Below are 22,466 nucleotides of genomic sequence, written 5' to 3'. Positions count from 1 at the left end.
CTCCCTGACGGGCCGGCCGGACGAGGCGCTGGCGGCGGTCACCGCGCTGCGCGAGGAGGCGCTCGCCCTGTTCGAGGCGGGCGGGACGGGGGTGCGGCAGACGGCGTCCGTGCTCGTCGGGCGGGCCCGCGTCCTGATGAACCGGCTCCACGACGACGGCGGCGACGCCGGTGCCGCCGAGGAGGCCGCCCGGGAGCTGCTGGCGTTCGCCGGGCCGCACACCGCCGATCGGCACCTGGCGTATCGGGCCGCCGAGGCCAAGGCCATGCTCGGGGAACTGACGCTGCACGCCGGGGACCCGCAGGCCGGGTCGGAGCTGCTGGCCCGGGCGGCCGAGGAGTACGTCGCGGCCGGTCTGCCGTGGTTCGCGGTGGAGCACGAGGCGCGGCTGGCCGGCATCGCCCGGCAGCTCGGTGACGCGGAGTCGGCCGAGCGGGCGGCCCGTGCGGCGCTGGAGCACGGCCAGGGGGCACCTGGAGCCGGCCGGGCAGGCGCAGCTGCACCTTCAGGTGGCGGAGGTGCTGGCGGCGTCGGGGCGCTTCCCGGAGGCCGCCGGGCACGCCCTGGAGGCGGCGCACTGGGCCGACGAGGCGGGCCAGGGCCCCACGCTGGGCGCCTGGGCTCGGCACCAGCTGGGCGGGTTCCTGCTGCGGCAGGGGCGGTTCGCGGAGGCGGCGGAGGTGCTGGAGTCGGCGCTGCCCGACCTGACCGCCGAGACGCACGGCGACGGGGCGATCGTGCAGACCCAGTGGTGGCTCGGCGACTGCCACACGCAGCTCGGCGAGCACCGGGAGGCGGCCGAGCGCCGGTTGCAGGCGGCGGAGATCGCCCGGCACTGGCCGGACCAGCGGGACCACGCCATGCTGGCGCACCTGGCCGCCGAGGCGCTGGGCCGCGCGGACCTGCCGGCGGAGGCGGACCGTGCGTACGCGCGCGCCGGTGACCTGTGGCGCGAGCTGGGCGACACGCCGGGTCTGGTGCGCTCGCTGCGCGCCCGTGCGTGGCTCGCGGCGGGCGGGGAGGCGGGCCTGGACGCGGGGCGGGAGCTGATGGCCGAGGCGGCGCGGGAGTGCTCAGCGGCGGCGGACGCCGCGGCGGACGACGACGCGCGCGCCCGGCTGATCGTCGAACTCGGCCACACCCACCGCCAGTTCGGCGAGCTGGTCGCCCGGTCGGTCGATGACGGCGCGGACGCGGAGACGACGCAGGCGGCGTTCGAGGAGGCGCTGAGGCACCTCACGGAGGCGATCGCCGCTTTCGCGTCCCTCGGCGCGGGCGCCCTCGGCTCACGGACCGCGGCCGAACTGGCCGCGGGATGGCTGGAGGCCGACCTCGGGCGTCCGGACGAGGCGTCGGCACGCGCGCGTGCGGTGCTGGCGGCCTACGAGGACGCGAACGCGGAGACGGCCGAGGCCCGGCGCGCGGAGGCCGACCGCCTGCTGGAAGTCCTGGCCACCCGGCAGCAGCGGTGACGGCCGCCGCCGGGCGCCCGCCTCCTGGAGGAGGGGCGCCCGGCGGCACTCCGGATCACTCCACGCCGATCAGCAGCAGCGGCCCCTGACGGCCGCCCCGGTACACCACCGTGTCCACCGCCAGGTACGACTCGCGCACCCGCGCCTCCAAGTGCTCCGCGACGGCTTCCGGGGCCTCGTCGGCGAGGACCAGGGTGACCATCTCGCCGCCCGCCGCGAGCATCCGGGTGAGGACCGTCTCGGCCGTCGCCACGACCTCGGAGCCGATGACCGCGACATCGCCGTCGATCAGGCCGAGGACGTCCCCGGCCTGGCAGATGCCGGCCATCGTCCAGGACCGCTCCGCCGCCACGGTCACCTCGGCGTACCGGGTCGCCCCGGCCGCCGACGTCATCGCCACGACGTCCTCGTCGAAGCGCCGCTCCGGCTCGTGCACGGCCAGCGCCGCGATGCCCTGCACCGCGGACCGGGTCGGGATCAGCGCCACGCGGACGCCCTCGGTGCGGGCCTGCTCGGCCGCGGCGGCCGCGGTGTGGCGCAGGTCGGCGTCGTTGGGCAGCAGCACGACCTCGCGCGCGTGCGCCCGGCGTACCGCCTCCACCAGCTCCCCGCTCGCCGGGGGCTCCCCCGGGCGGGCGAGCACGGTGGTCGCCCCGGCCTCCTGGTAGAGCCCGGCCAGGCCCTCGCCCGGCACCACGGCCACCACCGCCCGCTGCACCCGCTCGCGCGGCGGTCGCCCGGCGCCCGCGGTGTGCGCGTCGTCGGCGCCGAAGTGGGTGATCCGGATCCGGTGCGGCCGCCCAGCCTCGATGCCCGCCTCCACGGCGGCGCCCGCGTCGTCGACGTGCACATGGACGTTCCACAGCCCGTCCCCGCCGACCACGACCAGCGAGTCCCCGAGCGCGTCGAGCCGCTCCCGCAGCCGCGCCACGGCCGCGTCGCCGGCCTCCAGGAGGTAGATCACCTCGTACGCGGGCCCGCCCCCGTCGGCGGAGCAGTCCCCGGGCCCGTGGCGGGGCACGGCGGTCCTGGGGTCCGGCACGCGCGCGTGGCCGCCGGAAACGGCGGTCGACACCTCAACGGTCACCCGGGGCGCCTCGCCGGTCAGCGTCTCCACCAGCGCCGCGAGCACCGCCACCAGCCCCCGGCCGCCCGCGTCGACGACTCCGGCGCGCTCCAGGACCGCCAGTTGTCCGGGTGTCGCCGCCAGGGCCGCCCGCGCTCCCTCGTACGCCGCCCGCGCCACGCCGCCGCAGTCGCCCTCGGCGCCGGTGACCGCGTCCGCGGCGGCCGAGGCGACGCTCAGCACGGTGCCCTCCACGGGGTGCGCGACGGCCTGGCGCGCGGAGTCGGCGGCCTGCCTCAGGGCGAGCCGGAGGCCCTGCGCGTCGGCATGGGCCGTCTCGCCGTCGGCGGCGAGCACCTGCGCCATGCCGCGCAGCAGCTGAGCGAGGATCGTCCCGGAGTTGCCGCGGGCCCCGATGAGCGCGCCGTGCGCCATGGCCCGTACGGCGTCGGCGAGCGCCGGCCGCCCCTCGCTGCCGGCGGCGCCCGTCTCGTAGCCGGCGAAGACCGCCTCGACGGCCGCCGCGGCCGACTCGACGGTCAGATAGAGGTTCGTGCCGGTGTCCCCGTCTGCGACGGGGTAGACGTTGATCGCGTCGATCTCCTCGCGCGCCCGCCCCAGCGCCTGTAGGGCGAGAGAGCACCAGGTGCGCACCGCGAGGGCATCCAAGGGCTGCGGCACCTGCGCCACCCGCGCCTCCTTCAGCTGCTGGACGTGGGAGGCAGCGTAGACCCACAAGGGGTCCGGGCCGGAAGAGGGCCGGGGGACGCCGGTGGTCGGGCCGCCCACGGGGCCGCGACGAGGTGCGGCGGCGCCGTGGTAGTTTCGTTCTACGGGCGCAGCCGATGTATGCTGCTCCGGTTGCCCGATCCAGGTCGGGCGTATTCCCTGGCAGCGCCACTCAGATCCTGCGATCTCGATCCCGGCATGCCGGGACCCAAAAACCGTAAGTGCATCTGAAGTCTTTGGAGTGACCCGTGGCTGCCAACTGCGACGTCTGTGGCAAGGGGCCGGGCTTCGGCAACAACATCTCGCACTCGCACCGCCGTACGTCCCGCCGCTGGAACCCGAACATCCAGCGTGTGCGTACTGTGGTCGGCGGGACGCCGAAGCGCGTGAACGCTTGCACCTCGTGCATCAAGGCCGGCAAGGTCTCGCGCTGACGTCCAGTTAAGCGCGCGGCCACCGCTGGTTCGCTGCACTGAGCCGGTCCACCTCGGTGGGCCGGCTTTTTGCTCTGCCCGCGTGGGCCGACTGCCAGAATCCGCCGCATGCGCTTCGGCATCCTCGGCCCCCTCGACGTCCGTACCGAGGAGGGCACCCCGCTCGCCGCCGGCGGTCCCCGCCCCCGGACGCTCCTCACCCTGCTCCCCCTCGACGCCGGGCGGACGGTGTCCACCGAGCGCCTCACCGACGGCCTGCACGGCGACGAGCCGCCCGCGGGTGCCGCGGGCGCCCTCCAGTCGCAGATCTCCAGGCTGCGCAGGCGGCTGGGCCCCCACGCGGAGATCGGGACGGCCGCCACCGGCTACCGCCCTCGCCGGCGGCGAGCACCGCACGGCGGCCGCCCTGCTCCGGGAGGCGCTCGCCCTGTGGCGCGGCCCCGCGCTCGCCGACCTCCCCGGCGCACCGGCCGAGCGCACCCGGCTCGAGGAGTTGCGGCTTGGCGCCCTCCAGGACCGCGCCGAGGCGGACCTCGCCCTCGGAGCCGGCTCGGACCTCGTACCCGAACTGCGCGCACTCCTCGCCGCACACCCGCTCAGCGAACGTCTGTACGGGCTGCTGATGCGGGCCCTGCACGCGGCCGGGCGGCCCGCCGAGGCGCTCACGGTCCACGAGCAGGCGCGCCGCACCCTCGCCGAACCCGGCCGAACCCGAGCGCATCGCGCGGGTCTCCACGGTCATGCGCTCCCTCGACGAGCCGCTGCGGAGGCCGTCCGCGATGGTCCTGTGGGCGCCGGCCGGGGGCCCGCTGCCGTCGGCCGACACGGAAGTCCTGGCCGTCCAGGTCGGTGACGACCCCTGGGGCCGCGCGGTGCTGGACCTCGGCCTCGCCTGCCAGGCGCTGTTCTCGGGTGGTGCCGCCGCCTCGGAGGCCGCCTTCACCCGCGCCCTGGCCGGTTTCCGGGCGACCGGCGACCGCTGGGGCATGGCCAACTGCCTCGATCCGCTGGGAGCCTTCGCCGACTGGCGCGACGGCCTGCACTCGCACACCCGTCGCCTCGTCTTCGGCGACGAGTCCCGCTGCCTGCGCCTCCTCGACCACTACGTGGCCGGCTTCGACGTCCCCAACCACCTGGGCCTGGACCGCACCGGCCGTGTGTACAGCGAGCCGGGCCGCGCGGTCGTCATCGGCAACTACGACGGCGACCCGGACCGCGCGGGCGCCCTGCTGGTCTTCCGCTCCGAGCGGCTCACGTACGACCGCCGGGACATCGCCGCGCAGAAGCGGATCCGCACCGAGCGGTTCGCGGGCATGGGCTGGGAGGCCCCGGCGGTGCTGAAGGCCCTGGAGGACGCCGACGACCTGTACTTCGACGCGATCGCCCAGATCCATGTGGACCGCTCACCAAGGGACGCGTGGTGCTGCTCGGCGACGCCGGTTACGGCGCCACGATGGGCGGGATGGGCACCGGCGTGGCGGTCGTCGGCGCGTACGTCCTGGCCGGTGAACTCGCCCTCGCGGGCGGCGACCACCGCACGGCCCTGGCGGCGTACGAGGCGCGGATCCGGGACTTCGCCAAGGGCTGCCAGAAGATCTCCGGCAACGCGGGCCCGTTCTTCGCCCCCGCCACCGAGCGGCGGATCCGCCACCCGGGACCGGATGTACCGGCTGCTGGGCTCCCGGCCTCTCGCGGGCTTCTTCAAACGGCTGACGGAGAAGGCGGCGACGGCCGTCGAGCTGCCGGAGTACCCGGTGTGAGACCCCGGCTGCTACTCGATGTCCGAGAAGTGGTCCCAGCCGCCCTTGCTGGTCCACGGCGCCCCGTCGACCGTCACCTGGGGCAGCGCCGACGGGTTGAGGACCTCGCCGATCACCTTCCAGCGGGCCGGCAGCTTCACGTCCGGCGGGAAGGTGGCGACGATCGCGTGGTCCTCGCCGCCGGTGAGCACCCACTGCAGGGGGTCCACGCCCACGGCCTGCCCGATGTCGTTCATCTGGGAGGGGATGTCGATGGCGCCGGAGCGGATGTCGATGCGCACCTTGCTCGCCTCCGCGATGTGCCCGAGGTCGGCGATGAGCCCGTCGCTGACGTCGCACATCGCGGTGGCGCCGAGCCCTGCGGCGGCCGGACCCGCGTGGTACGGCGGCTCCGGGCGCCGGTGTGCCTCCACGAACGCGCGCGGCGAGCGGAAGCCGCGGGAGAGCACCGCGTACCCGGCGGCGGACCAGCCGAGCCAGCCGGTGACGGCGACCACGTCGCCGGGCTGGGCGCCGGCCCGGGTGACCGGCTCCTGGTTGCGCAGGTCGCCGAGCGCGGTGATCGAGATCATGATGGTGTCACCGCGTACGACGTCGCCGCCGACCACCGCCGCGCCCGCGACCTGGCACTCGTCGCGCAGGCCGTCCATCAGCTCGGTGGGCCAGGTGGCGGGCAGTTCGGCGGGGACGACCAGACCGAGCAGCAGTGCGGTCGGCACGGCGCCCATGGCGGCGATGTCCGCGAGGTTCTGCGCGGCCGCCTTGCGGCCGACGTCGTACGCCGTCGACCAGTCGCGGCGGAAGTGCCGGCCCTCCAGCAGGATGTCGGTGCTCGCCACCACCCTGCGGTCGGGCGCGGCGACCACCGCGGCGTCGTCGCCGGGGCCGACCCGGACCGCCGGGGTGGTGGTGAGCCGGGAGGTGAGCTCCCTGATGAGCCCGAACTCGCCCAACTCGCCCACGGTGCCCTTCATCGTCGTACGTCCCCTTCTCTTGCCTTCCGCGCCCGGTCGCGAGCCCTCGTCGTCCTCGGTACGGTCGTCTCGACCGTCACCTTGTGCCGCCGGTGTCGCCCGGCGCTCACGCCACAGCCTCCGCGGGTCTCCCCTCGGCGAGCGGCGACGCGGTACCGTGGCGTCCCTTCTCTCCACATGATCCTCGTGGCCGCCCTGGAGGTTCCGTGGTACAGGCGTACATCCTGATCCAGACGGAGGTCGGCAAGGCGTCGACCGTCGCCGAGACGATCAGCAAGATCCCTGGGGTGATCCAGGCCGAGGACGTGACAGGTCCGTACGACGTCATCGTGCGCGCCCAGGCCGACACCGTCGACGAACTCGGCCGCATGGTGGTCGCGAAGGTCCAGCAAGTGGACGGCATCACCCGCACCCTGACCTGCCCGGTGGTGCACCTGTAGCCCCCGTCTACGCTTGCCCGGTGAACATCCTGCGTCACCGGCTGCTCGGTCTGCCCGCCCTCGCCCTGCTGATCGCCGCCGTGGGCTGCTCCTCGAGCGACGCGCACACCTCGGTCGCGGTTCCCAGTCCGGACGCGAAGGTCGCGAAGCTGTGCCGGAACCTGGACAAGGTGCTGCCGCGGAAGGTGGGCGGCCAGGGCCGGAACGACCCCGAGCCCCCGTCCGCGCTGACGGCGGGCTGGGGAAGCCCGGCGATCATACTGCGCTGCGGGGTGGCGCGGCCCGCGGAGATGTCGGACCCGGAAGCCGACGGCGTGGAGGTCAACGGGGTGGGCTGGCTGCTGCAGAAGGAGAACGACGGGTCGTTCCGGTTCACGACGACGCTGCGGCAGGCATACGTCGAGGTGACCATTCCCAAGGCGCGGACGGCCGGGGGCGCGGGGCCGCTCGTCGATGTGGCCCCCGCCGTCAAGAAGGCGATCCCCGAGGGGATCGCCTCCTGAGAGCGGATGTGACACGGACTCCGGGCCGTGCGGTCCTCAGCGCAGGCCGGTCGAGCGGTTCAGCGCCGCCTGGACCAGGCGGTCGACCAGCTCGCCGTAGGAGATCCCGCTCGCCTGCCACATCTGCGGGTACATCGAGATGGGCGTGAACCCGGGCATCGTGTTGATCTCGTTGATCACGAACTCGCCCTCCTCCGTCAGGAAGAAGTCCGCGCGGACCAGCCCTTCGCAGGACGCGGCCTCGAACGCCGCCACCGCGAGCCGCTGCACCTCGGCGGTCTGCTCGCCGGTCAGCGGGGCGGGCACGATGCCGGGCGTGGAATCGATGTACTTCGCCTCGAAGTCGTAGTAGGCGTGGGTGTCCGGCGGCGGGATCTCGGCCGGTACGGAGGCGCGCGGGCCGTCCTCGAACTCAAGGACGCCGCACTCGATCTCCCGGCCCCGCACCGCCGCCTCGATGAGGATCTTCGGGTCGTGGCGCTGGGCCTCGGCGATCGCCTCGTCGAGGCCGGAGAGGTCCTCGACCTTGGTGATGCCGATCGACGAACCCGCCCGCGAGGGCTTCACGAACAGCGGCCAGCCGTGCTCGCCGGCGAAGTCGACGATCTTCTTGCGGGCGGCGGACTCGTCGCGCTGCCACTCACGCGGCCGGATCACCACGTACGGGCCGACCTTGAGCCCGAACGAGGCGAACACCCGCTTCATGTACTCCTTGTCCTGGCCCACGGCCGAGGCGAGCACGCCCGAACCCACATACGGGACGCCGGACAGCTCCAGGAGGCCCTGGAGGGTGCCGTCCTCGCCGTAGGGGCCGTGCAACACGGGGAAGACCACGTCGACCTCGCCCAGCGCCTTGGGCACCGAACCGGGCTCGCTGTAGACGACTTCGCGGTTCGCCGGGTCGACGGGCAGGACGACGCCGCCCTCCTGGGACTCCGCGAGGTCCTCGACGCTGGGCGTGCGGCGTTCGGTGATCGCCATGCGCTCCGGCGCATCGGCGGTGAGCGCCCAACGGCCGTCCTGAGTGATACCGATCGGCAGGACGTCGTACTTCGTCCGGTCGATGGCGCGCAGCACCGCGCCGGCGGTGACCACGGAGATCCCGTGTTCGGAGCTGCGGCCGCCGAAGACGACGGCGACACGCGGCTTGCGGGGCGGCTGCCCAGGGCTCTGGGGGAGGTTCTCGGTGCTCATATCGCGATGAGAGTACCCGTAGGTAGTGCCCTGGGTCAGCGTGCGCCCCGCAGCCGAACGATCAAAAACGGGGCGGGATCGCTCAGCGTCGTTCGGGCTTCGCGCTGCGCGACATCAGTTCCTTCAGGGCGACGACCGGGGGCTTGCCCTCGTGGACGATGCCGACGACCGTCTCCGTGATCGGCATGTCGACTCCGTGCCGGCGGGCCAGATCCAGCACGGACTCACAGGACTTGACCCCCTCGGCCGTCTGCCGGGTGACCGCGATGGTCTCCTCCAGCGTCATGCCCTTGCCGAGGTTGGTGCCGAAGGTGTGGTTGCGCGACAGCGGCGAGGAGCAGGTCGCGACCAGGTCGCCCAGCCCGGCCAGTCCGGAGAACGTCAGCGGGTCGGCGCCCATCGCGAGCCCGAGCCGGGTCGTCTCCGCGAGCCCGCGGGTGATGAGCGAGCCCTTGGCGTTGTCGCCGAGGCCCATGCCGTCCGCGATGCCGACCGCCAGGCCGATGACGTTCTTGACCGCGCCGCCGAGTTCGCAGCCGACGACGTCCGTGTTCGTGTACGGGCGGAAGTACGGCGTGTGGCAGACGGTCTGCAGCCGCTGTGCGACGGCCTCGTCGGTGCAGGCGACCACGGCGGCGGCGGGCATGCGCGCGGCGATCTCACGGGCCAGGTTGGGCCCGGTGACGACGGCGACGCGTTCGGGGACGACCTTGGCCACGTCCTCGATGACCTCGCTCATCCGCATGGCGGAGCCGAGTTCGACGCCCTTCATCAGGGAGACGAGGATCGTGTGGGGCGCGAGGAGCGGCGCCCACTCGGCGAGGTTCCCGCGCAGGGTCTGGGAGGGGATCGCGAGTATCGCGAAGTCGGCGTCGCGCGCGGCCTCGGCGGGGTCCGTGGTGGCGCGCAGGTTTCCGGGGAGTTCCACGCCCGGCAGGTAGTCCGGGTTCGTACGGGTGGAGTTGACCGCGTCCACGAGTTCGGCGCGGCGCGCCCAGAGGGTGACCTCGCACCCGGCGTCGGCGAGCACCATGCCGAACGCCGTCCCCCACGATCCCGTTCCGAACACGGCCGCCTTGACCGGCTTGCTCACTGGCCCTGCCCCTCCTTCTCCTTCTCCTGTGCGGCGGACCGGCGGCGCTGCTCGATGCGCACCTCGCGCGGGTCGTACGGCTTCTCCGGCGCCTTCTCGCCGCGGATCTCCTCCAGCTGGCGGGTGATGGCGGCCATGATGACCTCCGTCGCCTCCTTCAGGAGGTCGGGGGACATCTCCTTGCCGTAGAAGCGCGCGAGGTCCACGGGCGGACCGGCGAGCACGTGGTGGGTCTTGCGCGGAAAGAGGCTGGGCTTCTTGGCGTAGGGCGGCAGCAGCTCGTTGGCGCCCCACTGGGCGACGGGGATGACCGGGCACCTGGTCTGCAGGGCGACGCGGGCGGCGCCGGTCTTGCCGGTCATGGGCCAGCCGTTCGGGTCGCGGGTGAGGGTGCCCTCCGGGTAGAAGGCGACGCACTCGCCGCGCTCCACGGCGTCGATGGCGGCCCGGAAGGCGCTGAGCGCGTCCGTGGACTCGCGGTAGACGGGGATCTGGCCGGTGCCGCGCATCGCGGCGCCGACGAATCCCTTCTTGAAAAGGCCGCTCTTCGCGAGGAATCGGGGAACGCGCCCGGTGTTGTACTGAAAGTGGGCGTACGCGAAGGGGTCCACATGGGAATTGTGGTTCACGACGGTGATAAATCCACCCTCGGCCGGAATGTTCTCCATTCCGCGCCAGTCCCGCTTGAGCAGAACCACCAGCGGCGGTTTGCAGAGGACCGCTGCGAAGCGGTACCAGAAGCCGATTCTGCGGCGGGGCACGCGGACACCTTCCTCTAGGGACCCGGCACGAGGGGCCTGGCGCTTGGCTGTGGGCCGCACAAGTGTCGCCCCAGGCCGCCCGTCTGTCGAGAACACCGTACGCCCGCCTGTCTCCGACGACCGCGCTGCGTCGGGCTTCGCACATGTTCTCCATGGGGGCGGGTGACAATGGGCGCGACGAGGACAGGGACGGAGCGCTCGTGCAGTGGACTGTGGTCGTACCCCTGAAGGCCCTGGCGCGGGCCAAGAGCAGACTCTCGGACACCGCGGCCGACGCGGTGCGTCCGGGGCTGGCGCTCGCCTTCGCGCAGGACACGGTGCTCGCGGCGCTGACGTGTGCCGCGGTGCGGGATGTGGCGGTCGTCACGGACGACCCCGTGGCGGGGCGGGAGCTGGCGGCCTTGGGCGCCCGGATCGTCCCGGACGAGCCGGCGGGCGGTCTGAACGCCGCGCTGGCGCACGGTGCGGCCGCCGTACGGGCACTGCGCCCGCGCGGCGCGGTGGCGGCGCTCAACGCGGATCTCCCGGCGCTGCGGCCCGTGGAATTGGCCCGGGTCCTCGACGCCGCCGCGGAATTCCCACGCGCCTTTCTGCCGGACGCCGCCGGAATCGGCACGACGCTGCTGGCCGTGGCACCCGGTCGTGAATTGAGGCCGTCGTTCGGCCCTGATTCCCGGGCACGTCATCGCGCGTCGGGAGCGGTGGAACTGGACCTCGACGAGGTGTCTTCGGTACGCCAGGACGTGGACACGGGCGACGACCTGCGCGCGGCCCTGTCCCTGGGCGTCGGCCCGCACACCACGGCGGCTACGGCCCGGCTGCTGATTCCCGGGCAGCCGGGGGGCTGACGGACGCCTCCGGCGCGTGCGCGGTACGGCGGGCCCGTACCGGATACGGCCCGCGGAGAGCGGCCGCTCGGTACGCGGGGCCGGCGCCCGTGCGACGCACCGACGCGGGCGCCGCGCCGGAGAGGAGCCGACGGCCCTCTCCTCCGGCGGTGCCCTCCGGCGAGGTGCGCGGGGCCGCGCGGTTACCCGGCTCGGGCCGCCGCCTCGGCTCCGGAGCGCCGCCACGCAGCTCCGGGGCGCCGTGGCACACCTCCACGGGCGCCCAGGTCCCGTCCCGGCGCACGGTGCCGCCTCCGGGCCCCTGCCGCCGGGCTCGCCGCGCACCGGGGCCGATAGGCTGCGGTCATGCAGGCGACCGCGTACACCTACGACCCCGACAGCCGCACCGGGCAGGTGCTGCTCGACGACGGCACCCCCGTTCCCTTCGACGCGGCGGCGTTCGACGCGGGCGGGCTGCGCCTGCTGCGGCCGGGGCAGCGGGTGCGGGTCGAGATGGAGGGCGAGGGTGAGGGCCGGCGGATCACGCTGGTGACCCTGCACACGTTCTGAACACACCGCGGGCCGGGCTCCTGATGGGAGCCCGGCCCGGCGCGTGAGTGCCCGTGCGCCCCGGTTACCTGCGGGCGGTGGTCTTCTTGGCGGTGGTCTTCCGTGCCGTCGACTTCTTGGCCGGCGCCTTCTTGGCCGGGGCCTTCTTCGCCGCCGCCTTCTTCGTGGTCGTCTTCTTGGCCGTGGTCTTCTTGGCGGCCGCCGTGGTCTTGGCGGGCGCCTTCTTCGCCGTGGTCTTCTTGGCCGCCGCCGTGGTCTTCTTGGCGGGCGCCTTCTTCGCCGCGGCCTTCTTCGCGGCCGGTGCCGCCTTCTTGGCGGCGGCCTTCTTGCCGGCAGCCTTGGCAATGGTGGGCGGAGGGCCGGACAGGCTGCCCTTGGGCGCCTTCTTCACGGCGACCTCACCACCGCGCGGGAGCTTCTTCGTGCCGCTCACCAGGTCCTTGAAGCCCTGGCCCGCGCGGAAGCGCGGCACGGAGGTCTTCCTGACCCGAACCCTCTCGCCGGTCTGGGGGTTGCGGGCGTAACGGGCCGGACGCTCGACCTTCTCGAACGAACCGAAGCCGGTGACCGAGACCCGCTCGCCCGCGACGACAGCGCGGACGATGGCGTCCAGGACATGATCGACAGCATCGGCGGCCTGCTGGCGGCCACCCAACTTGTCGGCAATCGCTTCTACGAGCTGCGCCTTGTTCACGTCTTCCCCTTCGGAGACATCGCCGGAACGAAAGTGTTCAAGCTTTTTCGCACGTTAGGCAGATATATACCGCAAATCAAACACGAAACGGGCTTATCACCCTTGTGCCGCAACAGACTCGGCCGCCTCAGACTTCCTCTTCGGGGATGCGCTCCTCGTCGAGGTCGCCCATGAACCGCTCCAGACGCCGGGCCGCTTCGGCGGGATCGTGCTTGGCCGCGGCCGTGATGACCAGCAGCTTCCGGGTCAGCGCCATCCGTACGCCCTCCGGGACTTGCAGTGTGCGCACCCTTGCGTGCGCTTCCTTGAGTTGGCCCGCGACCGCCGTATAGAGCTGGAGTTGGCCGTCGTTGTCCATGCACAGATTGTGCCATCTGGGGCGAGTTGTCGCCCCCGCTGGGGGCAACTGCCGCGCCCCGGAAGCTCTCCGGGCGTCTTGGCACATCGCGGTCTCAAGGTGCGGGTACCCAGGCAATGACCTCTGTAACTGCGGTAGTTGATGACCATCGCGGCGATCCGGGGACCCTCCCCGGGGCAGATACGGCTGTACCCCCAACCGTCCACGATTGGGGGTACAGAGCGCTGCTGCGATGGCCGAAACCAGCTCTTGTGCGAGGGCCTGGCGTCAGCCCCGGGTCAGACCTGGAGCGTCCGCGGCTTGTAGGAGGGGCGGCGCGCCTCGTACGTGGCGATGTCGGCCTCGTTCTGAAGCGTGATGGAGATGTCGTCGAGGCCGTTCAGCAGCCGCCAGCGGGAGTTCTCGTCCAGCTCGAAGGTGGCGGTGATGCCCTCGGCGCGAACCTCACGAGCCTCAAGGTCCACAGTGACCTCAGAAGTGGGGTCCTTTTCCGTGAGCTCCCAGAGCGCGTCCACGATCTTCTGCTCGAGGACGACCGTGAGCAGCCCGTTCTTGAGCGAGTTGCCGCGGAAGATGTCGGCGAAGCGGGAGGAGATGACCGCCTTGAAGCCGTAGTTCTGCAGCGCCCACACGGCGTGCTCACGGGAGGATCCGGTGCCGAAGTCGGGGCCGGCGACCAGGACCGTGGCGCCCTGCCGCTCGGGACGGTTGAGCACGAACTCGGGGTCCTTGCGCCAGGCCTCGAACAGTCCGTCCTCGAAGCCGTCGCGCGTGACCTTCTTGAGCCAGTGGGCGGGGATGATCTGGTCGGTGTCGACGTTGCTGCGGCGCAGCGGGACGGCCCGGCCGGTGTGCGTGGTGAATGCTTCCATGACTCTCAGACTCCAGCGGGCGTACGAGTGTCGGCGTCGGACAGGTCGGCGGGGGACGCCAGGTGACCGAGGACGGCCGTGGCTGCGGCGACCTGCGGCGAGACCAGGTGCGTCCGGCCGCCCTTGCCCTGCCGGCCCTCGAAGTTGCGGTTGGAGGTGGACGCGGAGCGCTCGCCCGGGGCCAGCTGGTCGGGGTTCATGCCGAGGCACATCGAGCAGCCCGCGTGCCGCCATTCGGCGCCGGCCTCCTTGAAGACCACGTCCAGGCCCTCGGAGACGGCCTGCAGACCCACGCGCGCGGAGCCCGGTACGACGAGCATCCGTACGCCGTCGGCGACTTTGCGGTCCTTGAGGATCGAGGCGGCGGCGCGCAGGTCCTCGATGCGGCCGTTGGTGCAGGAGCCTACGAAGACGGTGTCCACCTTGATGGAGCGCAGCGGCTGCCCGGCCTCCAACCCCATGTATTCCAGGGCCTTTTCGGCGGCCAGGCGCTCCGAAGCGTCCTCGTACGAAGCCGGATCGGGGACGGATGCCGAAAGCGGCGCGCCCTGGCCCGGGTTGGTGCCCCAGGTGACGAACGGCGAGAGCGCGGAGGCGTCGATGTGGACCTCGGCGTCGAATTCGGCGTCGTCGTCGGTCCGCAGCGTCTTCCAGTACTCCACGGCGGCGTCCCAGTCGGCGCCCTCGGGGGCGTGCGGGCGGCCCTTGAGGTACGCGAAGGTGGTCTCGTCCGGGGCGATCATGCCCGCGCGGGCGCCGGCCTCGATCGACATGTTGCAGATGGTCATCCGGGCCTCCATCGAGAGCTTCTCGATGGCCGGGCCGCGGTACTCCAGGACGTAGCCCTGGCCGCCGCCGGTGCCGATCTTCGCGATGATCGCCAGGATCAGGTCCTTGGCGGTGACGCCCTCGGGCAGCTCGCCGTCGACCGTGATCGCCATGGTCTTCGGGCGGGCCATGGGCAGCGTCTGGGTGGCCAGCACGTGCTCGACCTGCGAGGTGCCGATGCCGAAGGCCAGCGCGCCGAAGGCGCCGTGCGTGGAGGTGTGCGAGTCGCCGCAGACGACCGTCGTGCCGGGCTGGGTCAGGCCCAGCTGCGGGCCGACGACGTGCACGACGCCCTGCTCGACGTCGCCCAGCGGGTGCAGGCGGACGCCGAACTCCGCGCAGTTCTTGCGCAGCGTCTCCAGCTGGGCGCGGGAGACGGGGTCCGCGATGGGCTTGTCGATGTCGAGGGTCGGGGTGTTGTGGTCCTCGGTCGCGATGGTGAGGTCGAGCCTGCGCACCTGGCGGCCGCTCTTGCGCAGCCCGTCGAAGGCCTGCGGGCTGGTCACCTCGTGCAGCAGGTGCAGATCGATGTAGAGGAGGTCGGGCTCGCCCTCGGCGCGCCGGACGACATGGTCGTCCCAGACCTTCTCCGCGAGTGTCCTACCCATCGCTTTCCCTCCGGCCGGCAAAGACTGCACCGGCCCAACTAGAGATCTTGGGGAGTGGCCGCGCCCGTACCCCTGGTTTCCGGGCGTCCACCGCCGGGCCCGCTGGTCTCCGGGCCGCCGTGACATCAAGGGTGGCGCGTTCCACGAAAAATTGAACTTGCGTTTCACAGAGTGAGACGTGAGTATCGTTGCATGGACAACAGTAGCGGCGTCGGCGTTCTGGACAAGGCGGCCCTCGTCCTGAGCGCTCTGGAGTCCGGTCCGGCCACCCTCGCGGGCCTGGTCGGCGCCACCGGACTGGCACGACCCACGGCGCACCGCCTCGCCGTGGCGCTTGAGCACCACCGCATGGTGGCGCGCGACATGCAGGGCCGTTTCATTCTCGGCCCCCGGCTGGCCGAGCTGGCCGCGGCGGCGGGCGAGGACCGCCTGCTGGCGACGGCGGGCCCGGTGCTGACCCACCTCCGCGACGTCACGGGCGAGAGCGCGCAGCTCTACCGACGCCAGGGTGACATGCGCATCTGCGTGGCCGCGGCGGAGCGCCTGTCCGGCCTCAGGGACACGGTGCCGGTCGGCTCGACACTCACCATGAAGGCGGGCTCCTCGGCACAGATCCTGCTGGCCTGGGAGGAGCCCGAGCGGCTGCACCGCGGACTGCAGGGCGCCCGCTTCACGGCGACGGCCCTGTCGGGCGTACGGCGCCGCGGCTGGGCCCAGTCCATCGGCGAGCGCGAGCCGGGCGTGGCGTCCGTCTCCGCGCCCGTGCGCGGCCCCTCCAACCGCGTCGTGGCGGCTGTGTCCGTCTCCGGTCCCATCGAGCGCCTGACCCGCCACCCGGGCCGTATGCACGCCCAGGCGGTCATCGACGCCGCCGCCCGCCTCTCCGAGGCGCTGCGCCGCTCGGGCTGACCTTCCCGTACGCCACCGGGGACGGGGCCGGCCTCAACGCCGCGGCAGGCCCCTCCGACTCCCCTCGAGGCGTGGACGACGCCCTCAGGAGATCCGCAGCCGGTCGGCGGCGCGGTCGCCCCGGCGGCCGACCGGCACCAGACCCGTGGCCTTGCCCAGGCCGAACTCGGGCATGTTCATGTAGATCGACTCATGGGATCCGGCCGGCACGACGTACGTCTCGTGCCAGAAGCCGACCTTGCCCTTCCCCTCGCGCAGCCGCCGGTTGAAGGCGGCCCAGGCCGGCCGGTGGCTCTTGTCCGGTGCGGCGGCGTAGGCGAGGAGCTTCTCCTTCGACTCCCAGTACTGGACCAGGTACAGCTCGCGCACCCCGCCCAACAGTGACTTGTAGGCGAGCAGTCCGCTGTCCTTCTCGCGGGAGAGCTCGGCGAGCATCGGCGCCATGGCCCTGACCACCGGCCACCAACTGCGCACCGCGCAGAAGCTGTTGATGCGTACCCCGATATGGAAGACGACCACCCCGTCCTCGCCCGCAGAGGTCATGCGCCCTTCGATCGGCCGTCCACTCATGATCTCCCCCACTCGGTCTCGTCCAGCCATCCGGCCACTGGATAGCTCCACTATCCATGCTTGGATAGTGACACTACCTAGCATGTGGACGCAAGACGGAAGACGGTGCGGGACGGAATGCGACTGGCGGAGTTGAGCGCACGAAGCGGGGTCTCCACGGCGACGATCAAGTACTACCTGCGTGAAGGGCTGCTGCACCCCGGCCGCCGGATCACGGCCACGCAAGCCGCGTACGACGAGGAGCACCTGCGGCGGTTGCGCCTGGTGCGGGCGTTGATCCAGGTGGGCCGGATCCCGGTGAACTCGGCCCGGGAGGTGCTCGCCGCGCTGCAGGACCAGGACCTGGACCGGAACCAGCGTCTGGGCACTGCCGTGTGGGCCCTGCCGCACGGTCCGGCACCGGACGAGGGCGACCCCGCCACCGAGGCGGCCCGGCACACCGCCGACGCGCTTCTGGACCGGCTCGGCTGGAGCTACGGTGCCACGCCCGGCCCGTCCGGAGAGCCGGCCTCGCCCGCGTACAGGATGCTGGTGACCGCGATCACCGCGCTGTCCCGACTCGGTTATCCCTGCGCAGTCGAGGACTTGGAGCCCTACGCCCGGGCGATGGAGCGGATCGCGGTCACCGACCTGGACCTGGTGGAGCGCCACGAGACCCCGGAGGAACAGGTGGAGGCCGCCGTGGCACTGACCGTGCTGTACGAGCCGGTGCTGCTGAGTCTGCGCCGACTGGCGGAGGCGGAGGAGTCACGCCGCCGGTTCGGCGAGAGGTGACCGACAGAAAAAGGGCCCTCCCGAGGGAGGGCCCTTTCGTCTGCGTACCCCCGACCGGATTCGAACCGGCGCTACCGCCTTGAGAGGGCGGCGTGCTAGGCCGCTACACAACGGGGGCGCGGATCATGCGTTTCCGCAGATCAGCTGGTCTACCTGGACTCGAACCAAGACTAACTGAACCAGAATCAGTCGTGCTGCCAATTACACCATAGACCAAAGGTGGTTTAGACCTTTCAGTACCCCCGACCGGATTCGAACCGGCGCTACCGCCTTGAGAGGGCGGCGTGCTAGGCCGCTACACAACGGGGGCCCATGTGATCCTGGAAGGATCCGTACCCCCGACCGGATTCGAACCGGCGCTACTGCCTTGAGAGGGCAGCGTGCTAGGCCGCTACACAACGGGGGCTTGCGGATGAGATCCGCGGGTGCAGATGAGCTCTGCGAGCTGGCCTACCTGGACTCGAACCAAGACTAACTGAACCAGAATCAGTCGTGCTGCCAATTACACCATAGGCCACTGGAACGCAAGCCCCTGAGGGGATCTTGTTCTAGTTCTGCGCTGCTGGGCTCCGGCCTTCCGGCCCGCTCCCCGCGGCGCAGGAAGAACATTACCTGAAGGTGGACGGCGCTCCAAAACGGGTATCGGCGCGGAGGATCGCGGGGAGTTCGGCGAGGGACGAGATCCGGTGGGGACCCTCGGTGACGTCGCCGCTGATGAGCGCGGTGTCACGGCAGATCCAGACCGACAGCAGACCCGCCTCGGCGGCGCCCCGCCCGTCGATCTCCGGATGGTCGCCGACGTACGCCACCTGGTGGGGGGCGAGCCCCAGGGCGTCGCAGGCGGCACGGAAGGCCCGGGCGTCCGGCTTGGAGACGCCCAGCTCGGCGGCGCACAGCACGGCCTCGAAGCGGTCGCGGACGCCGAGGGTGCGGAGCTTGTGCTCCTGGACGTGGACGCTGGAGTTGGACAGTACGGCGTGTCGGTGGCTGGCGGCGAGGGCGTCGAGGACGGGAAGGACGTCCGGGAAGAGCGCCCAGGCGGCCTCGTAGTGCTCCCGGTACCGCCGGAACCATGCGTCGGCCTCGTCGTCGGTCAGGTCCCTCCCCAGGAAGACCCGCACCCGGTCGCGCCGCTGCCCCTCGAAGGAGACCTCCCCCGCCGCGTACCGCGCCCACTGGAGGTCGGTGATCTCGCGCCACCGCGCGATGGCCGCCTCCACGGCCCCGAAGCCGTCCAGCAGCCCCTCGGCCGCCAGATGGGCACGCATCCCGGCACGGTCGGCGGTGGTGTAGTCGAAAAGGGTGTCGTCGACGTCCCACACGACAGCTCTGATGGCCATGCCACCGACAGTACCGGCAGACCGGCTGGGGGTCCGGGGGTCATCCCCCGGTGAATGCAGCGTCGAAAAGGGTGTCGTCGACGTCCCACACGACAGCTCTGATGGCCATGCCACCGACAGTACCGGCAGACCGGCTGGGGGTCCGGGGCTTCGGCGAGAGGCGCCGACGGCCGACGCGCCGAGGGGCGGCACCCGGACCGGGTGCCGCCCCTCGCGTACGTACGGGCAGGTCAGGCCGCGAGCCTCGCGAGCGCCGCGTCGATGCGCGCGATCGTCTTCTCCTTGCCCAGGACCTGCAGGGACTCGAAGAGGGGCAGGCCGACCGTGCGGCCGGTGACGGCCACGCGGACCGGGGCCTGGGCCTTGCCGAGCTTGAGGCCGTGCTCCTCGCCGGCTGTCAGCACGGCGTCCTTCAGGGACTCCGGGCTGCTCCAGTCGGCCTGGAAGAGCTTGGCGCGGGCCGTGGTCAGCAGGGCGTCGGAGCCCTCCTTCATGGCCTTGGTCCAGCTCGCCTCGTCGAACACCGGCTCCGGGAGGAACAGGAAGTCGACGTTGTCGGTGATCTCGGAGAGGACCTTGACGCGGGTCTGCGCGTGCGGTGCGATCGCCTGCCACTTCGCCTCGTCGAAGTCCTCCGGCGCCCACGGGGCGAACGGGGCCTTCAGCCACGGCCGGCAGCGCTCGGTGAAGTCCTTCACGTCGAGCAGCCGGATGTGGTCGGCGTTGATCGACTCCGCCTTCTTCAGGTCGAAGCGGGCCGGGTTGGGGTTCACGTTCGCGATGTCGAAGGCGGCCACCATCTCGTCGATCGAGAAGATGTCGCGGTCGGGTGCGAGCGACCAGCCCAGCAGGGAGAGGTAGTTGAGCAGGCCCTCGGGGAGGAAGCCCCGCTCGCGGTACAGGTTCAGCGACGACTGAGGGTCGCGCTTCGACAGCTTCTTGTTGCCCTCGCCCATCACGTACGGCAGGTGGCCGAACTCGGGCACGGCCTTGGCGATGCCCAGCTCGATCAGCGCCTTGTACAGGGCGATCTGCCGCGGCGTGGAGGAGAGCAGGTCCTCGCCGCGCAGGACGTGGGTGATCTCCATCAGGGCGTCGTCGACCGGGTTGACGAGCGTGTAGAGCGGAGCGCCGTTGGCGCGGACGATGCCGTAGTCCGGCACGTTCTCCGGCGTGAAGGTCAGCTCGCCGCGGACCAGGTCGGTGAAGGTGATCGGCTCGTCGGGCATGCGGAAGCGGACGATCGGCGTACGGCCCTCTGCCTCGTACGCCGCCACCTGCTCGGCGGTGAGGTCACGGCAGTGCCCGTCGTACCCGGACGGCTTCCCCGCGGCGCGCGCGGCGTCACGGCGGGCGTCCAGCTCCTCCGTGGTGCAGTAGCAGTGGTAGGCGTACCCGCCGTCCAGGAGCTTCTTCGCGACGTCCTTGTAGAGGTCCATCCGCTGGGACTGGCGGTACGGCGCGTGGGGGCCGCCGACCTCGGGGCCCTCGTCCCAGTCGAAGCCCAGCCAGCGCAGCGAGTCCAGGAGCTGGACGTACGACTCCTCGGAGTCGCGGGCCGCGTCCGTGTCCTCGATGCGGAAGACGAACGTGCCGCCGGTGTGGCGGGCGAACGCCCAGTTGAACAGGGCGGTGCGGACCAGGCCCACGTGGGGGTTGCCGGTCGGGGACGGACAGAAACGTACGCGGACGGAGCCGTTAGCCACGCTTGATCACCTTGTTGGTGAGAGTGCCGATGCCTTCGATGGTGACGGCGACCTCGTCGCCGACGTTGAGGGGGCCGACCCCCGCGGGGGTGCCCGTGAGGATCACGTCGCCGGGGAGCAGCGTCATGGCCTCGGAGATGTTGACGATCAGATCCTCGATCGGGTGGATCATCTCGCTCGTGCGGCCGAGCTGGCGTTGTTCGCCGTTGACCGTGAGCTGGATGGTGAGGTCGCCGGGGTCGACGTCGGTCTCCACCCAGGGGCCGAGCGGGCAGGAGGTGTCGAAGCCCTTGGCCCGGGCCCACTGCTTCTCGCGGCGCTGGACGTCGCGCGCGGTGACGTCGTTGGCGCAGGTGTAGCCGAGGATCACGTCCTTGACGCGCTCGCGCGGGACCTCGCGGCACATGCGGCCGATCACCACGGCCAGCTCGGCCTCGTGGTGCAGTTCCTGGGAGAAGGAGGGGTAGGCGATCTCGTCGCCGGAGCCGATCACCGAGGTGGACGGCTTGAAGAAGGCGAAGGGGGCCTCGGGGACCTCGTTGCCCAGCTCGCGCGCGTGCTCGGCGTAGTTGCGGCCGAAGGCGACGACCTTGTTGGGGAGCACCGGCGGCAGCAGCCTGACCTTGCTCAGCGGGACCTTGGTGCCGGAGAGCTCGAAGTCCGCGAACGGGATGCCCTTGATGATGTCGAGGACGAGCTCGTCCGGCTTGTCACCCTCGACCGCGCCGAAGGCGACGTTCCCGTCGATGGAGAATCTGGCGATGCGCACGGGATCCTTGCGCCCCTTACTGAGCTGGCTGGAGTCTGACGCTCCAGGCTAACGCGGCAGGGGGCGCGCACCTCGCGCTTTGTGGGCGCCGCCCGTCCCCCACGGGATCGGCGGGGCGCCTTGGCGTACGGGCCGGTGGACGCCGGCAGGCCGTGCAGGCCGGCGGGACGCCACAGGCTCGGCGCCTGTCGGCGGGACACCACGAACCGGGTGTCTGATCGACGGGAGACCACGAAACCGATGCCTGATCGGCGGGGACGTCTTCGGACCTCCCGGACCGGCGGAACCCCATCGGACCCGTCCGGACCGGCGGGCACCGCCGGACCCGTGCGTCATCGGCGGGCGCCGCCCGATCCGTGCATTATCCGCGGTACGCGTCGGAGACGATCACCTGCCGGACCACTGATGAGCGACCGCTCACCGAGCGCCACCCGGGCCCGGCACGGCGTACGCGGCGCCCCACGGAGCTTTCGCCCTCGTTGAGCGTTCGGCGCCCGCGGCGCGTACTACTGCGCGACGGAGGCCTGGACCGGGACCTCCATGAGGACGGTGCGCTTGGGATTGGCGGTCTGGGTGGGAAGGTCGACGGAGTGTTCCGGGGTCGCCGGCACCTGCAGCTCCTCGGCGCCGGTGAGGTGCACCAGCGTCGTCCGCCGCGGGTTCGCTATGGTGCGGAACATCATCGTGGTCTTCACTGTTGTCGTTGACCTCGTCGTTGCGGGCGCCGGGCGGGCCTCAAGGGCCGTCGCCGGGGCGCGGGTTGTCGGATTCGCCATCCCTGTAAAGCGTCAGGCTAAACATGCAATTCCCACGCAAAGCCCTGAAGAGGGTCTGATCACCGTGTGAGTTTGCTCACTGACTGACAGACAAAAGGGGCAATCGACGCCACCAACACCCTTCGCCGAAACGGACATTGTTCCATTGAAGCCCGCATTCCGCTCCTGATCATGGCGACTGGGACACCGGGCGCGCATCAACACCTCGTCCGCATGCGCCCGTTATGCACGGGATCACTTTCTACGTCCGGTGACGCCCCCCTCACAACGTGTCACGGTAGGCGCACGCTGGCCCGTTGGCCTTGTTGGAGATCCGGCACTGTGCTGGAATTCCACGGACCGCCGCGGGATCGCACCGGCGCACAGGGGGCGCAACGCAGCGCCGAAGAGCGGCGGGAAGGGGGAGCCAGCGCCGGTCACTCACGACCACCCGGGGAGC

The 22,466-nt window shown here is 71.8% G+C and carries 21 protein-coding genes, 5 tRNA genes and 3 pseudogenes; 10 read left to right on the top strand and 19 right to left on the bottom strand.

Features of this window, described 5'->3' with window-relative positions; genetic code table 11:
- Positions 1 to 1,472: pseudogene (locus tag C3488_RS05090) on the top strand (tetratricopeptide repeat protein); the annotation flags it as partial.
- Between the two features lie 55 nt (positions 1,473 to 1,527).
- Here the strand turns inward: C3488_RS05090 and C3488_RS05085 are convergent.
- Positions 1,528 to 3,228: a DAK2 domain-containing protein gene (locus C3488_RS05085; RefSeq protein WP_103838087.1), complete on the bottom strand. Its 1,701-nt coding sequence runs from the start codon at positions 3,226 to 3,228 to the stop codon at positions 1,528 to 1,530.
- 287 nt (positions 3,229 to 3,515) lie between these two features.
- Between C3488_RS05085 and rpmB the strand changes: the two genes are divergently transcribed.
- From rpmB to C3488_RS05070, 3 genes and pseudogenes are all read left to right on the top strand, one after another.
- Positions 3,516 to 3,701, top strand: coding sequence for a 50S ribosomal protein L28 (rpmB, locus tag C3488_RS05080; protein ID WP_003993230.1), 186 nt, complete (start codon positions 3,516 to 3,518; stop codon positions 3,699 to 3,701).
- Positions 3,702 to 3,809: 108 nt separating this feature from the next.
- Positions 3,810 to 4,401 (top strand): annotated as a pseudogene (locus C3488_RS05075) (BTAD domain-containing putative transcriptional regulator); the annotation flags it as partial.
- A 331-nt stretch (positions 4,402 to 4,732) separates the two neighbouring features.
- Positions 4,733 to 5,461 (top strand): annotated as a pseudogene (locus C3488_RS05070) (FAD-dependent oxidoreductase); the annotation flags it as partial.
- Positions 5,462 to 5,472: 11 nt separating this feature from the next.
- Here C3488_RS05070 and C3488_RS05065 read toward each other — a convergent pair.
- The gene (locus C3488_RS05065) at positions 5,473 to 6,435 is read right to left on the bottom strand and encodes a thiamine-phosphate kinase (RefSeq protein ID WP_103838079.1); all 963 of its coding nucleotides are present in this window, start codon (positions 6,433 to 6,435) and stop codon (positions 5,473 to 5,475) included.
- Positions 6,436 to 6,641: 206 nt separating this feature from the next.
- Between C3488_RS05065 and C3488_RS05060 the strand changes: the two genes are divergently transcribed.
- Together C3488_RS05060 and C3488_RS05055 are read left to right on the top strand one after the other, a co-directional pair.
- The gene (locus tag C3488_RS05060) at positions 6,642 to 6,875 is read left to right on the top strand and encodes an Lrp/AsnC family transcriptional regulator (protein ID WP_028802415.1); all 234 of its coding nucleotides are present in this window, start codon (positions 6,642 to 6,644) and stop codon (positions 6,873 to 6,875) included.
- A gap of 20 nt (positions 6,876 to 6,895) precedes the next feature.
- Positions 6,896 to 7,378: a DUF3515 domain-containing protein gene (locus tag C3488_RS05055; protein ID WP_103838078.1), complete on the top strand. Its 483-nt coding sequence runs from the start codon at positions 6,896 to 6,898 to the stop codon at positions 7,376 to 7,378.
- Between the two features lie 36 nt (positions 7,379 to 7,414).
- Here the strand turns inward: C3488_RS05055 and C3488_RS05050 are convergent, their stop codons facing one another.
- From C3488_RS05050 to C3488_RS05040, 3 genes are all read right to left on the bottom strand, one after another.
- Positions 7,415 to 8,572: a D-alanine--D-alanine ligase family protein gene (locus C3488_RS05050; protein ID WP_103838077.1), complete on the bottom strand. Its 1,158-nt coding sequence runs from the start codon at positions 8,570 to 8,572 to the stop codon at positions 7,415 to 7,417.
- Between the two features lie 82 nt (positions 8,573 to 8,654).
- Positions 8,655 to 9,665 (bottom strand): NAD(P)H-dependent glycerol-3-phosphate dehydrogenase, encoded by a 1,011-nt coding sequence (locus C3488_RS05045; protein WP_103838076.1) that lies wholly within the window; start codon positions 9,663 to 9,665, stop codon positions 8,655 to 8,657.
- On the bottom strand, positions 9,662 to 10,426 hold the full coding sequence (locus C3488_RS05040) for a 1-acyl-sn-glycerol-3-phosphate acyltransferase (RefSeq protein ID WP_103838075.1): 765 nt from the start codon (positions 10,424 to 10,426) through the stop codon (positions 9,662 to 9,664). Before C3488_RS05040 ends, C3488_RS05045 begins: the two co-directional genes overlap by 4 nt.
- A gap of 200 nt (positions 10,427 to 10,626) precedes the next feature.
- Between C3488_RS05040 and cofC the strand changes: the two genes are divergently transcribed.
- Positions 10,627 to 11,274, top strand: a complete 648-nt coding sequence (cofC, locus tag C3488_RS05035) for a 2-phospho-L-lactate guanylyltransferase (protein ID WP_103838074.1) — start codon at positions 10,627 to 10,629, stop codon at positions 11,272 to 11,274.
- Between the two features lie 345 nt (positions 11,275 to 11,619).
- Positions 11,620 to 11,823, top strand: coding sequence for a hypothetical protein (locus C3488_RS05030; RefSeq protein ID WP_103838073.1), 204 nt, complete (start codon positions 11,620 to 11,622; stop codon positions 11,821 to 11,823).
- A 64-nt stretch (positions 11,824 to 11,887) separates the two neighbouring features.
- Here C3488_RS05030 and C3488_RS05025 read toward each other — a convergent pair whose 3' ends face one another.
- The 4 genes from C3488_RS05025 to leuC form a co-directional block, all read right to left on the bottom strand.
- Positions 11,888 to 12,517, bottom strand: coding sequence for an HU family DNA-binding protein (locus C3488_RS05025; protein WP_103838072.1), 630 nt, complete (start codon positions 12,515 to 12,517; stop codon positions 11,888 to 11,890).
- A gap of 127 nt (positions 12,518 to 12,644) precedes the next feature.
- A complete protein-coding gene (locus tag C3488_RS05020; RefSeq protein ID WP_103838071.1) occupies positions 12,645 to 12,875 on the bottom strand; it encodes a hypothetical protein in 231 nt (76 codons plus the stop codon).
- Positions 12,876 to 13,153: 278 nt separating this feature from the next.
- Entirely contained in the window at positions 13,154 to 13,747 is a 594-nt protein-coding gene (leuD, locus tag C3488_RS05015) for a 3-isopropylmalate dehydratase small subunit (RefSeq protein WP_103838070.1), read from the bottom strand.
- A gap of 5 nt (positions 13,748 to 13,752) precedes the next feature.
- Complete coding sequence (gene leuC, locus C3488_RS05010) at positions 13,753 to 15,183, bottom strand: 3-isopropylmalate dehydratase large subunit (RefSeq protein ID WP_103838069.1); 1,431 nt, start codon at positions 15,181 to 15,183, stop codon at positions 13,753 to 13,755.
- Between the two features lie 192 nt (positions 15,184 to 15,375).
- On the opposite strand from leuC, the gene ndgR reads away from it, so the two are divergent.
- Entirely contained in the window at positions 15,376 to 16,092 is a 717-nt protein-coding gene (gene ndgR / locus C3488_RS05005) for an IclR family transcriptional regulator NdgR (RefSeq protein WP_023546516.1), read from the top strand.
- An 84-nt stretch (positions 16,093 to 16,176) separates the two neighbouring features.
- On the opposite strand, the gene C3488_RS05000 is transcribed toward ndgR, so the two are convergent.
- Complete coding sequence (locus tag C3488_RS05000) at positions 16,177 to 16,662, bottom strand: DUF4188 domain-containing protein (RefSeq protein ID WP_181138885.1); 486 nt, start codon at positions 16,660 to 16,662, stop codon at positions 16,177 to 16,179.
- Positions 16,663 to 16,779: 117 nt separating this feature from the next.
- Here C3488_RS05000 and C3488_RS04995 point away from each other — a divergent pair, with 117 nt between their 5' ends.
- Entirely contained in the window at positions 16,780 to 17,436 is a 657-nt protein-coding gene (locus C3488_RS04995) for a MerR family transcriptional regulator (protein ID WP_103838067.1), read from the top strand.
- A gap of 45 nt (positions 17,437 to 17,481) precedes the next feature.
- Here the strand turns inward: C3488_RS04995 and C3488_RS04990 are convergent.
- The 9 genes from C3488_RS04990 to C3488_RS04950 form a co-directional block, all read right to left on the bottom strand.
- Positions 17,482 to 17,554 (bottom strand) — tRNA-Glu (locus C3488_RS04990).
- Between the two features lie 26 nt (positions 17,555 to 17,580).
- Positions 17,581 to 17,652: transfer RNA gene (locus C3488_RS04985), tRNA-Gln, on the bottom strand.
- Positions 17,653 to 17,673: 21 nt separating this feature from the next.
- A tRNA-Glu gene (locus C3488_RS04980) sits at positions 17,674 to 17,746 on the bottom strand.
- A gap of 23 nt (positions 17,747 to 17,769) precedes the next feature.
- Positions 17,770 to 17,842: transfer RNA gene (locus C3488_RS04975), tRNA-Glu, on the bottom strand.
- A gap of 39 nt (positions 17,843 to 17,881) precedes the next feature.
- Positions 17,882 to 17,953, bottom strand: a tRNA-Gln gene (locus tag C3488_RS04970).
- A gap of 91 nt (positions 17,954 to 18,044) precedes the next feature.
- Positions 18,045 to 18,776 (bottom strand): HAD family hydrolase, encoded by a 732-nt coding sequence (locus tag C3488_RS04965; RefSeq protein WP_103838066.1) that lies wholly within the window; start codon positions 18,774 to 18,776, stop codon positions 18,045 to 18,047.
- Between the two features lie 230 nt (positions 18,777 to 19,006).
- Entirely contained in the window at positions 19,007 to 20,482 is a 1,476-nt protein-coding gene (gene gltX / locus C3488_RS04960) for a glutamate--tRNA ligase (RefSeq protein ID WP_103838065.1), read from the bottom strand.
- Positions 20,475 to 21,251, bottom strand: a complete 777-nt coding sequence (locus C3488_RS04955; RefSeq protein ID WP_103838064.1) for a fumarylacetoacetate hydrolase family protein — start codon at positions 21,249 to 21,251, stop codon at positions 20,475 to 20,477. Before C3488_RS04955 ends, gltX begins: the two co-directional genes overlap by 8 nt.
- A 506-nt stretch (positions 21,252 to 21,757) precedes the next feature.
- A complete protein-coding gene (locus C3488_RS04950; protein ID WP_103838063.1) occupies positions 21,758 to 21,946 on the bottom strand; it encodes a hypothetical protein in 189 nt (62 codons plus the stop codon).
- Positions 21,947 to 22,466 lie beyond the last annotated feature (520 nt).

The sequence above is a fragment of the Streptomyces sp. Ru72 genome (assembly GCF_002920635.1).
GTDB lineage: Bacteria > Actinomycetota > Actinomycetes > Streptomycetales > Streptomycetaceae > Streptomyces.
Note: the sequence above shows the minus strand (reverse complement) of the source record. Positions and strands in the feature narration are given on the sequence as shown.

Bases quoted from the DNA above. Each gene is read 5' to 3' on its own strand.
- C3488_RS05065 (WP_103838079.1), bottom strand. From the start codon at position 6,435: ATGAAGGGCACCGTGGGCGAGTTGGGCGAGTTCGGGCTCATCAGGGAG.
- C3488_RS05050 (WP_103838077.1), bottom strand. From the start codon at position 8,572: ATGAGCACCGAGAACCTCCCCCAGAGCCCTGGGCAGCCGCCCCGCAAG.
- C3488_RS05030 (WP_103838073.1), top strand. From the start codon at position 11,620: ATGCAGGCGACCGCGTACACCTACGACCCCGACAGCCGCACCGGGCAG.
- C3488_RS05020 (WP_103838071.1), bottom strand. From the start codon at position 12,875: ATGGACAACGACGGCCAACTCCAGCTCTATACGGCGGTCGCGGGCCAA.
- leuD (WP_103838070.1), bottom strand. From the start codon at position 13,747: ATGGAAGCATTCACCACGCACACCGGCCGGGCCGTCCCGCTGCGCCGC.
- leuC (WP_103838069.1), bottom strand. From the start codon at position 15,183: ATGGGTAGGACACTCGCGGAGAAGGTCTGGGACGACCATGTCGTCCGG.
- ndgR (WP_023546516.1), top strand. From the start codon at position 15,376: ATGGACAACAGTAGCGGCGTCGGCGTTCTGGACAAGGCGGCCCTCGTC.
- C3488_RS05000 (WP_181138885.1), bottom strand. From the start codon at position 16,662: ATGAGTGGACGGCCGATCGAAGGGCGCATGACCTCTGCGGGCGAGGAC.
- C3488_RS04995 (WP_103838067.1), top strand. From the start codon at position 16,780: ATGCGACTGGCGGAGTTGAGCGCACGAAGCGGGGTCTCCACGGCGACG.
- C3488_RS04965 (WP_103838066.1), bottom strand. From the start codon at position 18,776: ATGGCCATCAGAGCTGTCGTGTGGGACGTCGACGACACCCTTTTCGAC.